Raw genomic sequence first — 15,247 nt, 5'->3', positions numbered from 1 at the left:
TAACAACTATGTTTTCTGGGCTTAGAAGCTTTAATATTCTTGCTAGTCATTATAATATTAAGTTCAAGGAAGTTTTAACTGATAATGGTCCTGAGTTTGGTAAAAAAGAAAGTAAATCTAAGGCAGGACATCCTTTTGAAAGAATGCTTACTGAATTAGAAATAAAGCATAGATATATTAAACCTTATAGACCACAAACCAATGGAAAAATTGAACGTTTTTGGAGAACAATTGAAGAGGACGTAATCCACGGAACTTATTTTGAATCTAAAGAACATTTGAAAGAGGAAATATTACAATATATTTATTATTATAATCAAGAAAGACCACACCAAAGTTTAAATGGTGTGGCTCCTAATATTTTTAACCAAAATTGTCAACGAATTAGTTAACCTTTACAATTTCAACCAAAGGGAGAAATCTTTTGTTTGTTACTCGTTTTTGAGAGATTCCTCCTCTTTCCTTGTTCGAAATAACACCTTAGACAGTTTTATCTATTTTACACCAAGAACTCAAATAAATTCGGTTTATCGTTTAGGTATTCACCATAAAAACTACGTTCTTTCATTCTACGAATTAACGGTTGTAAATCTTCTTTTTTCTCTAGTTCTATTCCTACAACAGCTGGTCCGTTTTCTCTGTTTGTTTTTTTAGAGTATTCAAAAAAAGTGATGTCATCATTCTCTCCCAATACCTCAGCTACAAACTCTTTTAAAGCTCCAGCACGTTGTGGAAAACGAATGATAAAATAATGCTTCAATTTACCGTACAACAATGCGCGTTCTTTTATTTCGGCAGTACGAGTGATATCATTATTACTTCCACTAATAACACACACTACATTTTTACCTTTCAATTCTTCTTTATAAAAATCAAGTGCACTTATCGTCAAAGCTCCAGCAGGCTCAACTACTATTGCCTCTTTATTATACATTTCTAAAATGGTCTGACATACTTTCCCTTCAGGAACAGTTAGCATATCTGCTAAGTTTTCTTGACAAATTTTATAGGTCAACTCACCTACTTGTTGTACTGCCGCTCCATCAACAAACTTATCTATGTCTTCAAGTTTAATATTCCTGTTTGCTTCGAAGGATTTTTTCATAGAAGGTGCACCAGCAGGTTCTACTCCTATAATCTTTGTTTTCGGAGACAACAATTTAAAAACACTTGATAAACCAGAAGCCAATCCTCCACCACCCACAGGCACAAAAACATAATCGATAGGTTGTTGTGATTGTTCTAAAACTTCTAAACCAACTGTGGCTTGCCCTTCAATAATTTTTTCATCATCAAATGGATGTACAAATGTCTTTTGCAAACTATCCGATAAAAGTTTTGCAGCCTTGTAAGCATCATCAAATGTATCTCCTATCAATCGAATATCCACAAAATCACCACCGAACATTTTTACCTGCTCTACCTTTTGTTTAGGTGTTGGTGCAGGCATATAAATAGTTCCATAGATTTCTTTTTTTCTACATGCTAAGGCTACTCCCTGTGCATGATTTCCTGCACTAGCACACACAATTCCATTAGTTAGTTCCTCTTCTGTTAATGAACTTATCTTATTATAAGCTCCTCTAATTTTATAGGAACGGACCTGTTGTAAATCTTCTCTTTTTAATAAAATAGTAGCATTGAATTGCTGGGATAAATTAAAATTTTCTTGCAAAGGTGTAACTGCTACGACTTCTTGTAAAGTCGTAGCAGCTTGTTGTATTGCAGATAATTTAGGAAAATAGGTTTCTTTTTGAACTTCCATACGATTATGCTAAAACGGGTTCTTCTTTGCTTACATTGGTTTTTATTACCTTCATAGCCGTCATTGCTTCACGCAATTCTGCTCCTACTTTTTCAATAGGATGATTACGAATTGCTCTATTCACTTTAATTAATTCTAGATTATCTACTTCGTTGGTAGCACTGTACTCTTTTCCAATAACATCAGTATTTATCGATTTCATAAAATCAATCAATATTGGTTTTGCTGCATGGTCGAATAAGTAGCATCCGTATTCAGCAGTATCAGAAATAATACGGTTCATTTCAAACAACTTCTTACGTGCTACCGTATTGGCTATTAATGGTAATTCGTGTAACGATTCATAGTATGCTGATGCCGAAATAATTCCTGATTTCACCATCGTTTCAAAAGCTAACTCAACTCCAGCTTTAACAAAAGCAACTAATAAAGTTCCTTTATCAAAATAGGCTTGTTCTGAGATTTCTTCAGAAGTAGCTGCTGTTTTCTCAAATTGCGTTTCTCCAGTAGCTGCTCTCCATGTTAATAGATTTACATCATCTTTTGCCCAATCTTCCATCATGGTTTTTGAAAAATGTCCTGACATGATATCATCCATGTGTTTATTAAACAACGGAGCTAACACTTCTTTCAATTCTTCAGAAAGTTGGTAAGCTTTAATTTTTGCAGGATTTGATAAACGATCCATCATATTGGTAATCCCTCCGTGCTTTAATGCTTCTGTAATCGTTTCCCATCCGTATTGAATTAACTTAGAAGCGTACGCTGGCTCTACTCCTTCTTCAACCATTTTATTAAAAGACAAAATTGATCCTGTTTGTAACACTCCACACAAGATGGTTTGTTCACCCATTAAGTCTGATTTTACCTCAGCAACAAACGATGATTCTAACACTCCTGCTTTATGCCCACCTGTTGCATACGCATAGGCTTTTGCTTGTGCTAATCCTTTATTCTCAGGATCATTTTCTGGATGCACTGCGATTAATGTTGGTACTCCAAACCCTCTCAAGTATTCCTCTCTAACTTCTGTTCCGGGGCACTTTGGCGCTACCATAATTACGGTCAAATCTTTACGTACTTGCATACCTTCTTCAACAATATTAAATCCGTGAGAATATGATAACGTCGCCCCTGACTTCATTAATGGCATTACTGCATTTACTACCTGTGTATGCTGTTTATCAGGTGTTAAATTACATACCAAATCAGCAATAGGAATTAATTCTTCGTATGTTCCTACTTCAAAACCGTGTTCGGTTGCGTTTTTGAATGACTGACGTTGCTCTTTAATGGCTGCTTCACGTAAAGCATACGAAACATCCAAACCAGAATCACGCATGTTTAATCCTTGGTTCAATCCTTGTGCTCCACACCCTACAATTACCACTTTTTTATCTTCTAATGCTTCAATTCCTTCTGAAAACTCTTCAGCATTCATAAATCTACATTTCCCTAACTGTTCTAACTGTTCTCTTAATGATAATTGGTTGAAATAATTTTCCATTTCTTGTTGTATTTGTGTTGTTTGTTTATTGCTGTATTAATTGTAATAGTTGCGATACTGGCATTTCTTCTTTAGTAACCGCAATTCTTCCTGAACGAACAAATTGCTTTATACCATGTTTATCTAATATGTGATAGAGTTCTTCTACTTCTTCTTTACGTCCTGATTTTTCCAAAACAAAAAAGTTTTTATTTACATTGATGACTCTTGATTTACTTTGGTTGATAATAGTTTGAATTTCATCATTATCCGTTAACAAATCGGTACTTAGTTTGAATAAACACGATTCTTGATAAATCGTTTCTTCATCGGTATGATAAAAAGCTTTGATTACCTCTACTTGCTTTTCTATTTGACCAATTATTTTTTTCATTTGTTCCTCTGTAATCTTAACCAAAAGTGTAATTCTCGACACACTTTTAATTTCTGAAGAAGAGCTGTTGATACTCTCAATATTGATATGTCTTCGTTGAAATATTGCTGATATTCTATTTAACAAGCCTACGTTATTTTCAGTATATATTGAAATTGTATAAGTGTTTTTTGTACTCATATTTTCTTATTTTAATCGAACATCAGATACTGACGCTCCTGTTGGAATCATTGGAAATACATTATCTTCCTTTTCTACACAAACCTCTAAGAAATAAGCCTCTTTACTTGCCATCATTTCTACTACAGCACTTGCTAATTCTTCTCTTTTAGTTACTCTGTTAGCTGCTAGATGATAACCTTTTGCAATTGCTACAAAATCAGGATTTGTCATTACTGTAGAAGCATATCTCTTGTCAAAAAACAACTGTTGCCACTGACGTACCATTCCTAAAAACTCATTGTTAAGCACTACAATTTTTACCGCTGCTTTGGTTTGTAAAATAGTTCCGAGTTCTTGTATGGTCATTTGGTAACCTCCGTCACCAATAACAGCAACTACCTCACGCTCTGGGGTTCCCATTTTAGCTCCAATTGCCGCAGGTAAAGCAAAACCCATAGTTCCTAATCCACCTGATGTAATATTACTTTTCGTTTGATTGAATTCTGCATAACGACTTGCTATCATTTGATGTTGTCCAACATCAGTAACTACAATGGCTTTTCCTTCAGAAGCTTCATTTATTTGCTTGATAACCTCTCCCATTGTTAACCCTTCTTTCGTTGGAAACAAATCATTTTTTATCACGTTATCAAACTCTACAGCATCAAGGTTTCTAAATTCTTGTAACCATTCTTTGTGTGAGTTTTCTTCTAAAAGAGAAAGTGCTACCGTTAAGGTTTCTTTTACATTTCCTAAAACAGCTACGTCTGTCTTTACATTTTTGTCAACTTCCGCAGGATCTATTTCAAAATGCACCACTTTAGCTTGTTTCGCATAACGGCTTAAATCCCCAGTAACACGATCGTCAAAGCGCATTCCAACAGCTATTAACACATCACATTCGTTGGTCAATTTATTCGGACTGTAATTACCATGCATTCCTACCATTCCAACATGTAAAGGGTGTTTGGTTGGTAAAGCCGATAAGCCTAACAACGTACTTGCCGATGGAATTCCTGCTTTCTCTATAAAAGCTTTAAATTCTTCTTCTGCTTCTCCTAGTATTACTCCTTGTCCCCAAACTATAAATGGTCTTTCCGCGTTATTAATCAACTCAACAGCTGCTTCAACACTTTGGATGTTCATACTCGGAACAGGTTGATAACTTCGCACTGAAGTACATTTTTTATATTCAAAATCAAACTCTTCAAACTGCGCATTTTTAGTTATATCAACCAAAACAGGTCCTGGTCTTCCTGAACGGGCGATGTAAAATGCTTTTGCCATTACTTCGGGGATCTCACTTGCTTTGGTTATCTGATAATTCCACTTCGTTACTGGAGTTGAAATACCTACGATATCTGTTTCTTGAAAAGCATCAGACCCTAATAAGTGTGCTCCTACTTGTCCTGTAATACATACCATTGGCGTAGAATCTATCTGTGCATCGGCAATACCAGTAATTAGGTTAGTTGCTCCTGGACCCGAAGTTGCCATGGCAACTCCTACTTTACCTGTAGCTCGCGCATAGCCTTGTGCTGCATGAGTTGCTCCTTGCTCGTGACGTGTTAATACATGATGTAATTTATCTTGATATTTATACAGCTCATCATATACAGGCATAATAGCTCCTCCTGGATACCCATACAATAAATCGACTCCTTCTGCTAATAAACATCTTACTACAGCTTCTGCACCTGTAATGGTTACTTTTTGTGTGATTTCTTGTTCTGTTTGTTGTTTCGTTTTTGTTTCCATAAACTCAGCTTTATGCTTTTAGCTTTTAGCTATATGCTTAGTTATTTTTATTAAATTTTTAGTGCTACTATATGTAGTCTTGAATCTTAATTCTCTCGTCTTTATCTAAAAATCAAACACCTTTAGGCAAGCCTCAAGAAATTTATCTTCTGGCTATCGCCCTGCGATTAAAATTCGTCGGTTACACATCCGTTAGATGCTGATGCTACTGTTCTTGCATATTTATATAACACTCCCCTTTTCACTTTTAAAGGTGGAGCTATCCATTCTTGTTTTCTTTTAGTTAACTCTTCTTCTGAAACTTCTAGATTAATCGTATTCGTTTCTGCATTGATAGTTATGGTATCTCCATCTTTTACCAAAGCTATTACACCTCCTTCTTGTGCTTCTGGTGTGATATGCCCTACTACAAATCCGTGCGTTCCTCCCGAGAAACGACCATCTGTAATTAGAGCAACATCTTTACCTAACCCTGCTCCCATAATAGCAGCTGTTGGCTTTAGCATTTCTGGCATTCCTGGTCCTCCTTTAGGTCCTTCATAACGAATTACTACAACATCTCCTTTTTCAACCTTTCCGTCTCGTATTCCATCATTAGCCTCATATTCACCTTCAAAAACTTTTGCTTTTCCTGAAAAATACAACCCTTCCTTTCCTGTTATTTTCGCTACAGAGCCTTCTTTAGCTAAATTTCCATAGAGCATTCGTAAATGTCCCGTAGCTTTGATAGGTTGTTCTGTTGGTTTAATTACTTCTTGCCCTTCCGTTAAACTTGGAACTGTTGCTAAATTTTCTGCTAGTGTTTTTCCTGTTACGGTTAAACAATCTCCATGTAATAACCCTTTTTCTAGTAAATACTTTAAAACTGCCGGTGTACCACCTACTTTATGCACATCCTCCATTAAATATTTTCCGCTAGGTTTTAAATCGGCTAGGAATGGCGTTTCATCAGAAATACGTTGAAAATCTTCCAAAGTAAATTGCACATCTGCTGCTTTTGCTATGGCTAAAAAGTGTAATACTGCATTGGTAGAACCTCCCATAACCGTTACCAACCGCACTGCATTTTCTAACGATTTTTTAGTAACGATGTCTGATGGTTTGATGTCTTTTTCTAGTAATACGCGTAGTGCTTCTCCTGCCTTAATACTTTCTTGCTCTTTGTTATCACTAATTGCAGGATTGGATGAATTGTAAGGCAAACTCATACCCAAGGCTTCAATTGCTGATGCCATCGTATTTGCGGTGTACATTCCTCCACAAGCTCCTGCTCCTGGACATGCTTTCTCAATAACACTTTGATATTCTTTTTGAGTAATAGTTCCTGCAACTTTCTCTCCCCAAGCTTCAAAAGCTGATACCACATCTAACTTTTTTCCTTCATGACATCCTGAGGCAATGGTTCCTCCATATACTAAAACTGATGGACGATTTAAACGCAACATTGCCATTAAGGCTCCTGGCATGTTCTTATCACAACCCACTACGGTTACCAATCCGTCATACGACATCGCTTGCACTACCGTTTCCATAGAGTCAGCAATTACATCACGAGATGGTAGAGAATAGCGCATCCCTGGAGTTCCCATAGAAATTCCGTCGGAAACGCCTATGGTATTAAATATTAATCCTACTAAATTAGCATTTTCAGTTCCTTCTTTTACCAATTTTGCTAAATCGTTTAGGTGCATATTACACGGATTCCCTTCATATCCTGTACTTGCAATTCCTACCAACGGTTTTTCTAAATCTGATTTCGACAAACCTATAGCATGCAACATAGCTTGTGCTGCTGGTTGCGTATCGTCTTGAGTTACTTGTTTACTAAATTTGTTTAGTTCCATGTTAGCTTGCTTTACGTTTTTGACGTAAGCCTAATACTTCGTCTTTATATAATTTCATTAGTTTGTGCCCGTGTGATTTTTCCCACGCTAGTGGAAATTGATAGTCGTCTAGCGATTGTAAGCCAACTACCTCGGCTGCAGTTCCTGTAAAAAAACAAGCATCAGCATTTTTTAATTCTTCTAAAGTGAAATGCTTTTCTTCAACAGAGATTCCTTCTTCTTTACATAAATCGATAACCGTAGCACGAGTAATTCCTGCCATGATATGACCTCTAGGTGGCGTGTATAACTTCCCTTCTTTCTGCATAAAAACATTTGCTCCAGAACATTCAGCTACATTGCCGTTCATATCTAATAACAATGCTTCATCATACCCATTATTCTTTGCTTCGTTAGTTGATAATATTGAGTTTGTATAGTGCCCTGTTACTTTTGCTTCTACAAAACATGACTTCGGATTCGGACGCTGAAACGATGATGTTTTTACTCTAAGTAATTTATCTCCCATGTACTTGCCCCACTCCCAACATTGTATTACTAAATTCGTCTCTTTAGAAGTTAACAAACTCATATCTGATCCTGTAGTGACTAACGGACGGATGTATGCGTCTTTTAAACCATTACGTTCCAATAATTCATAAGTAATTTGCGTTAGTTGTTCTTCAGAATACTCCAATTGAATATTCATGACTTCTGCTCCATACTTAAGCCTTTTGTAATGCTCATATGACTTAAAAATTTTAGTTCCTTCGTTGGTATTGTATGCTCTTATACCTTCGAAAACCCCATTTCCATAGTGTAAACTTTGACTATACAAGTTAGCGCTTGCGTCTACGGCTTTGATAAACTCTCCGTTGTAATAGATTACTGTTTCTTCGTTGTAATACATTTTTTCAGTTGTTTTGCTGTTCAAAATTATTTTTCGCTTTTTAATTTACTTTCTTGTTTTGTAAGGCTTTGATGATTTTCACTGACTCCAAAAAACAAGCAAAAAACTCAAAACCAATTACTTAAAACCAAATCATTATGATATTCACGGAATAAAAAAAGCCTGTATCTAGAGTTAGATACAGGCTTTCTTATAGGCAATAACTATCTGTATCAACTCGGTGGAGAGCTAATAATGACAATAATAATTACCACGATGTTAAAAATTTGATTCATGTTTTTTGCAACTAAAAAAGGCTTCCTAAATTTAGGAAGCCTTCTTTATTAATTTATATGTTAAATATTAAGTACCGCTTCCCTATCCTTGTGAAATAATCACAATGACAATAATAATAGAAATGATATTTAATATTTGTTTTTTCATCTGATATCACAAATATTTGAAATTATTTTTTAGTTATCCTAATATTTTTTTGACTTTTTTATTTCTCCCCTTAAAAACACACCTCCTAACCCACTGTTTTACTTAACATTATAAAAGTTTTTATTTTTTATTTAGCATTTATCAAAATTTATTTTATAGATTTGTGCCGTTATGCAAACAAATAAAATATACAACTATATACCCAGTTTTTTAGTGCGGTCTTTCAACCGACGCTAGTCTTCCTTTTGTCCTAAACTGAGTGTTGTATAATTTTATTTTCATTCTTTTGATTTCTATAATCTACATTTTTATATCGTTATTAACTCTTGTTATTGTTTTCAATAACATTACTGTTGTACGACCTATTTTTATCCGACGTCGCCCGTAAGGGTACTACTTCATTTTGGGAACCTAGGTGTGTCCGGTTCTTCTTTTTAAACCACCGATTTTTAACAAAATGTTTATCTAAAATCAATTTCAATGAGAGTTGTTATTGCTGATCAATCGCATAGTAAGTATGCCGAAATTATTTGTCAAACTATTGACGAAGCTGCTCTGGTTAGAGGCACAGGAATTGCCAAAAGAAAACCAGAATACATCATTACAAAGCTAGAAAATGGCAACGCTGTTATTGCCTTAGATGGCGATCAATTTGCTGGCTTTTGTTATATCGAAGCCTGGAGTCATGGCAAATTTGTAGCCAATTCTGGGTTAATTGTTCACCCAAACTATAGAGGCATTGGTTTAGCCAAACAAATTAAGAAAGTAGTTTTTGAGCATTCTAGAACCAAGTTTCCTAATGCCAAAATATTTAGTATCACAACTGGTTTGGCAGTTATGAAACTCAATAGCGAACTAGGCTATAAACCTGTTACCTTTTCTGAACTTACAGAAGATCAGTCTTTTTGGAATGGTTGTCAGACCTGTAAAAACTACGATGTTTTACAACGCACTCAGCAAAGAATGTGTTTGTGTACTGGTATGCTATACGATCCTAACAAAAAAACTCAGAACATAAAAGTAAAAGAGAAAGTCTTTAAAAGACTAAAAAGAATCAAGGAAACCATCTTCCTAAAAAAAGACAAAAAATGAAAAAATTAGTAATTGCTTATAGTGGCGGATTAGATACTTCGTACTGTGCGGTAAGCTTATCAAAACAAGGATATGAAGTTCATGCTGTTAGCGTTAATACTGGCGGATTTTCTTCCGAAGAAATTAAAAAGATTGAACACAACGCTTACACAATGGGTGTGGCTACCTATAAAAATATCAATGCCGTAACTGATTATTACGATAAAGTAATTAAGTACTTAATTTTTGGTAACGTGTTAAAAAACAATACGTATCCACTTTCGGTAAGTGCTGAAAGAATTATACAAGCTATAGAAATAGTAAACTATGCTAAGAGTATTGGTGCTAGTTATATTGCTCATGGTAGTACAGGTGCTGGGAATGATCAAGTAAGGTTTGATATGATTTTTCAAACCATTGCTCCTGAAATTGAAATCATAACCCCTATCAGAGATTTACAGCTTTCAAGACTGGAAGAAATCGAGTATTTAAAAAGTAACGGTATTGATTTGTCTTGGGAAAAAGCTAAATATTCTGTCAACAAAGGTTTGTGGGGAACCAGTGTGGGAGGTGAAGAAACTTTAACTTCAGAACATCCGTTACCAGAACACGCCTACCCTTCTCAAGTAACAAAAACAGCACCTAAACAAGTAAAGCTTTCTTTTGTAAAGGGTGAATTAACGGCTATTAATAATGATGAAAAAGCTCCTGTGCAAAACATTGAGCAATTGAATGAAATTGCCTCAAAATTCGGAATTGGTAGAGATATTCACGTGGGCGATACTATTGTAGGAATTAAAGGAAGAGTTGGTTTTGAAGCTGCTGCCGCTTTAATTATTATCAAAGCACATCATCTATTAGAAAAGCACACCTTAACAAAATGGCAATTGCAACACAAAGAGTATTTAGCTAGCTTTTATGGGATGCATTTACATGAAGGTCAGTATTTAGATCCTGTAATGAGAGATATGGAAGCTTTTTTAGAAAACAGTCAGTCAAAAGTTACGGGTGATGTTTTTGTAACGCTAAAACCATATCATTTTACACTAGATGGAATTGATTCTCCACATGATTTAATGAATGCCAAATTTGGTAGCTACGGTGAACTAAACAAAGGTTGGACTGCTGAAGATGCTAAAGGTTTCATCAAAATCTTAGGAAATCAGAATAAAATATATCAACAGGTGAATCAGTAAACAATTATCAGTTATCAATGAACAGATTGCCACGTTTCACTCGCAATGACACGTCATTATGAGGAGTGATAACGACGTGATGATCTCTAAAAATTAACTGATAACAATACAAACAAATGACAAATCTCACTTAGTGAGTAAACAACAAACAATATGATACAAGTAGGAATCATCGGAGGTGCAGGTTATACAGCTGGAGAATTAATTAGGCTTTTATTACAACATCCAAAAGCAACTATTAATTTTGTGTATAGCACTTCTAATGCCGGTAATAAAATAGCGAATGTACATCAGGACTTGGTAGGAAGCACTGAACTAACCTTTACTAATGAAATTAATACAACTGTAGATGTACTATTTTTATGTTTAGGACACGGAAATTCTAAGAAGTTTTTAGAAACGCATACCTTCTCAAATCATACAAAAATTATTGATTTAGGAAATGATTTCAGACTAAAAGCAGATAGTAATTTTCAAGGAAAAGAGTTTGTGTATGGTTTACCTGAGTTTCAAAAGGAAGCTATACAAAATGCTTCTTATATTGCCAACCCAGGGTGTTTTGCTACGGCTATTCAATTAGGTTTACTTCCATTAGCTGACACTGGTTTATTACAGAATGATGTACATGTCAATGCGGTTACTGGTGCTACTGGAGCAGGTACTTCATTATCAGCAACCACGCACTTTACGTGGAGAGATAATAATTTTTCGTACTACAAGCCTTTTACCCATCAGCATTTAGGAGAAATCAATCAAACTATACATACACTTCAAACCAGTTTTGATTCTGAAGTTTTGTTTTTACCAAACAGAGGAAATTTTTCAAGAGGTATTTACGCTACGCAGTACACACATTTTGAGGGAACCTTAGACGAAGCGAAACAATTATATGCAGAGTATTATAAAGACGCTGTTTTTACTCATATGGCAGACCAAGAGCTACATTTAAAACAGGTAGTAAACACCAATAAGTGTTTAATTCATCTGCATAAACACGGAGATAAACTTCTAATAACAAGCATCATTGACAATTTATTAAAAGGAGCTTCTGGGCAAGCAGTCCAAAACATGAACCTGATGTTTGGTTTTCAAGAGAATACAGGATTACAATTAAAAGCCAACTATTTTTAACCCTCACAGAGGGATTAAGTAAACCAAAATGAATGTCTTAATACAAGAAGTGAATAATACAAAATACATTATCTAAACTAAACTTTCTCAAATGAAAATAGCAATTATAGGAACAGGTAACTTAGGAAAATCAATCGCTAAAGGATTGATACAAAACAAATCATTCTCTCAACTTTTCTTAACCAAAAGAAATATTGAAGAACTCAATGAATTTAAAGAGGCACCCAACGTTTTCATTAGTTCTAATAACAAGGAAGCAATCACAGCATCTGATGTACTAATTTTTGCAGTACAACCAACACATTTAGAAACTATTTTAAAAGAAACTGCTCCTCTATTATCAGACAATCATTTAGTGATTTCTACAGTTGCTGGTTTCTCTATTCAAAAAATGGAAGCGCTTATTGGTTCAGATACTACTATTATCAGAGCCATGCCTAACACTGCTATTGCCGTTGGAAAATCTATGACTTGTCTTAGTGGTAATACTCAAAAGAAGGAAGATTTAGAAATAGCTACAACTATTTTTAATCAACTAGGAACTTCTATGATTATTCCTGAAGATCAAATGCAAGTAGCCACCGTAATATGTGCTAGTGGAATTGCTTTTTGGATGCGCTTAATACGGGCAACTACACAAGCCGCTATTCAGTTAGGTTTCGATGCAAAAGAAGCACAAGAACTCGCTATGCATACTAGTGAAGGTGCTGCCAACTTACTCATAGCTACAGGAAATCATCCTGAAGAAGAAATCGATAAAGTTACCACTCCAAAAGGCTGTACCATCGAAGGTTTGAATGAAATGGAACACAAAGGTTTAAGTGCTGCTTTAATACAGGGAATGGTTGCTTCATTCAACAAAATTAACACCATAAAAAAAGAAAACTAATGAGTTTATTTAACGTATATCCTCTATTTGATATAACCCCAGTAACCGCCAACAATGTATATGTATACGACGATAAAGGCACAGAATATTTAGATTTATATGGCGGACATGCCGTAATTTCTATCGGGCACTCACACCCTGCCTATGTTAAAAACATTAGTGAACAAGTGAGCAAACTAGGCTTTTATAGCAACGCGATTCAGAATCCGTTACAGGTTGAATTGGCTGACCAACTAGAAAACATTTCTTGTTGTAAAGACTATCAGTTATTCTTGTGTAACTCAGGAGCAGAAGCCAATGAAAATGCGTTAAAACTAGCCTCTTTTCACACTGGTAAGCAAAAGGTAATCTCTTTTAAGAATTCTTTTCACGGACGTACTTCTGCAGCCGTAGCAGCAACCGATAATCCTAAGATTGTAGCGCCTATCAATGCGCAACAAGAAGTTATCTTTTTAGAGTTTGAAGATTTAGCAGGTGTTGAAAAAGTCTTACAAAACAATGATGTTTGTGCCATTATTATTGAAACCATTCAAGGTATTGGTGGATTAGACGAAGCATCAACTACTTTTTACCAAGGGTTAGAAAAACTATGTAAACAATACAACACGCTATTAATTGCTGATGAAATTCAGTGCGGATTTGGTAGAACGGGTGATTTCTTTGCTTTTCAAAAACACGGCATTACTCCGCATATTATTTCCATGGCAAAAGGAATGGGGAACGGATTTCCTGTGGGTGGAATCTTAATCCATCCAAGTATTGAGGCTTCTTACGGTTTGTTGGGGACTACCTTTGGCGGTAATCACTTAGCCTGTGCTGCTTCCTTAGCTGTTCTTGAAACCATCCAAAAAGAACAATTGATGGAAAATGTACAGCAAATTGCTGCATATTTTATGGAACAAACAGCTTCAATTCCACAACTAAAAGCTGTAAAAGGAAGAGGTCTTATGTTAGGATTAGAATTCGATTTTCCTATTGCTGAGCTAAGAAAGAACCTAATATTCAAACATCAAATTTTTACAGGAAGCGCTAAGAATCCGAACTTATTAAGAATCCTTCCACCATTAACCATTCAAAAGCAACATATCGATATGTTTTTTGAAGCTTTAAAAAAGGAACTGTCATGAAGAAATACACCAGCCTAAAAGACATTGAAAACCTTTCAGAAACTATTCAAAAGGCTATTCAATTAAAAGAAAGTCCCTATCAGTTTGCTGATTTGGGAAAACATAAAACCTTAGTCTTGTTGTTCTTTAATGCTAGTTTACGTACAAGGTTAAGTACCGAAAAAGCGGCTAAAAACTTAGGGATGGAAGTAAGTGTGTTAAACATTACCAACGCTTGGAATATGGAGTTTGAAGACGGTACTGTGATGAATTTAAGTACTTCAGAACATATTAAAGAAGCTTCCAAAGTAATTTCTCAATATACCGACATTATTGCGGTAAGAGCTTTTCCGACGTTGAAAGACAAAGAAAAAGACACCTCTGAAATTGTACTCAACAGTTTTATAAAATACGCTTCAGTTCCTGTTATTAATATGGAAAGCGCTACTGATCATCCGTTGCAAGCCTTGGCAGATGCGATTACTATTACGGAAACTAAAAAAGTTGGTAAACCTAAAGTTGTGTTGTCTTGGGCTCCACACCCAAAAGCATTACCACATTCGGTTGCCAATGGTTTTGTACACCTCATGCACAACATGGAGGTAGAATTTGTTATAACGCATCCCGAAGGTTATGAGCTAGATCCAGAAATTACTCAAGAGTTTCCTATCGAATACGATCAAGAGAAAGCTTTTGAAAATGCCGACTTTATCTATGCTAAAAACTGGAGTTCTTTTAATGAATATGGTAAAATACTAAATGAAGACCCTAAGTGGATGATTACTCAGGAAAAACTAGGCGCTGCTAAATTTATGCACTGCTTACCTATTAGAAGAAATGTGGTAGCGGAAGACGCTGTTTTAGATGGTGAAAATTCTCTTGTGATTGAACAAGCCAACAACAGAACCTTTGCTGCACAGATAGTACTAAAAGAGATTTTAATTCATTTAAGCTGAATTTAAATTTTGACTTGTCAGTTCGAGTGTCGACCTGAGGGAGATGTATCGAGAACTACTTGAAAACGTCTCGATACAATTTTTCTTCCTTTCAGTACGAAAAATCACTCGACGTGACATTTAATTAAAAGAGAATTAAAATATGAAAACTGTCTGTATAAAGAAATAACGAGTGAA

13 protein-coding genes are annotated in these 15,247 nt (G+C 35.3%); 7 read left to right on the top strand and 6 right to left on the bottom strand.

Annotated elements, in window-relative coordinates:
• Window positions 1–392: integrase core domain-containing protein (locus tag ABMY20_RS10760; RefSeq protein ID WP_349265285.1), on the top strand; the 392-nt coding region annotated here is incomplete at its 5' end.
• Window positions 393–499: 107 nt separating this feature from the next.
• On the opposite strand, the gene ilvA is transcribed toward ABMY20_RS10760, so the two are convergent.
• From ilvA to ABMY20_RS10730, 6 genes are all read right to left on the bottom strand, one after another.
• On the bottom strand, window positions 500–1,765 hold the full coding sequence (gene ilvA / locus ABMY20_RS10755) for a threonine ammonia-lyase IlvA (protein WP_349265284.1): 1,266 nt from the start codon (window positions 1,763–1,765) through the stop codon (window positions 500–502).
• Window positions 1,766–1,769: 4 nt separating this feature from the next.
• On the bottom strand, window positions 1,770–3,272 hold the full coding sequence (ilvC, locus tag ABMY20_RS10750) for a ketol-acid reductoisomerase (protein WP_159491318.1): 1,503 nt from the start codon (window positions 3,270–3,272) through the stop codon (window positions 1,770–1,772).
• A gap of 25 nt (window positions 3,273–3,297) precedes the next feature.
• Entirely contained in the window at window positions 3,298–3,825 is a 528-nt protein-coding gene (gene ilvN / locus ABMY20_RS10745) for an acetolactate synthase small subunit (protein WP_349265283.1), read from the bottom strand.
• A 6-nt stretch (window positions 3,826–3,831) separates the two neighbouring features.
• A complete protein-coding gene (gene ilvB, locus ABMY20_RS10740) occupies window positions 3,832–5,565 on the bottom strand; it encodes a biosynthetic-type acetolactate synthase large subunit (RefSeq protein ID WP_349265282.1) in 1,734 nt (577 codons plus the stop codon).
• Window positions 5,566–5,732: 167 nt separating this feature from the next.
• Window positions 5,733–7,409 (bottom strand): dihydroxy-acid dehydratase, encoded by a 1,677-nt coding sequence (gene ilvD, locus ABMY20_RS10735; protein ID WP_349265281.1) that lies wholly within the window; start codon window positions 7,407–7,409, stop codon window positions 5,733–5,735.
• Window position 7,410: 1 nt separating this feature from the next.
• Window positions 7,411–8,298 (bottom strand): branched-chain amino acid transaminase, encoded by an 888-nt coding sequence (locus ABMY20_RS10730; protein ID WP_349265280.1) that lies wholly within the window; start codon window positions 8,296–8,298, stop codon window positions 7,411–7,413.
• Window positions 8,299–9,201: 903 nt separating this feature from the next.
• On the opposite strand from ABMY20_RS10730, the gene ABMY20_RS10725 reads away from it, so the two are divergent.
• The 6 genes from ABMY20_RS10725 (at window position 9,202) to ABMY20_RS10700 (ending at window position 15,070) form a co-directional block, all read left to right on the top strand.
• Complete coding sequence (locus ABMY20_RS10725) at window positions 9,202–9,813, top strand: GNAT family N-acetyltransferase (RefSeq protein ID WP_349265279.1); 612 nt, start codon at window positions 9,202–9,204, stop codon at window positions 9,811–9,813.
• Window positions 9,810–10,988 carry an argininosuccinate synthase gene (argG, locus tag ABMY20_RS10720; protein ID WP_349265278.1) on the top strand — a complete coding sequence of 393 codons (1,179 nt, stop codon included), beginning with the start codon at window positions 9,810–9,812 and terminating at the stop codon, window positions 10,986–10,988. Before ABMY20_RS10725 ends, argG begins: the two co-directional genes overlap by 4 nt.
• A 153-nt stretch (window positions 10,989–11,141) precedes the next feature.
• Complete coding sequence (gene argC / locus ABMY20_RS10715; protein WP_349265277.1) at window positions 11,142–12,119, top strand: N-acetyl-gamma-glutamyl-phosphate reductase; 978 nt, start codon at window positions 11,142–11,144, stop codon at window positions 12,117–12,119.
• A gap of 91 nt (window positions 12,120–12,210) precedes the next feature.
• Window positions 12,211–13,008, top strand: coding sequence for a pyrroline-5-carboxylate reductase (gene proC / locus ABMY20_RS10710; RefSeq protein ID WP_349265276.1), 798 nt, complete (start codon window positions 12,211–12,213; stop codon window positions 13,006–13,008).
• Window positions 13,008–14,135, top strand: coding sequence for an aminotransferase class III-fold pyridoxal phosphate-dependent enzyme (locus ABMY20_RS10705; protein WP_349265275.1), 1,128 nt, complete (start codon window positions 13,008–13,010; stop codon window positions 14,133–14,135). Before proC ends, ABMY20_RS10705 begins: the two co-directional genes overlap by 1 nt.
• Window positions 14,132–15,070, top strand: coding sequence for an acetylornithine carbamoyltransferase (locus ABMY20_RS10700; RefSeq protein WP_349265274.1), 939 nt, complete (start codon window positions 14,132–14,134; stop codon window positions 15,068–15,070). The genes ABMY20_RS10705 and ABMY20_RS10700 overlap by 4 nt, the downstream gene beginning before the upstream one ends.
• Window positions 15,071–15,247 lie beyond the last annotated feature (177 nt).

The organism is Tenacibaculum sp. SSH1-16 (assembly GCF_040104435.1).
Lineage (GTDB): Bacteria > Bacteroidota > Bacteroidia > Flavobacteriales > Flavobacteriaceae > Polaribacter > Polaribacter mesophilus.
This window is presented reverse-complemented; position numbering and strand designations above follow the sequence as displayed.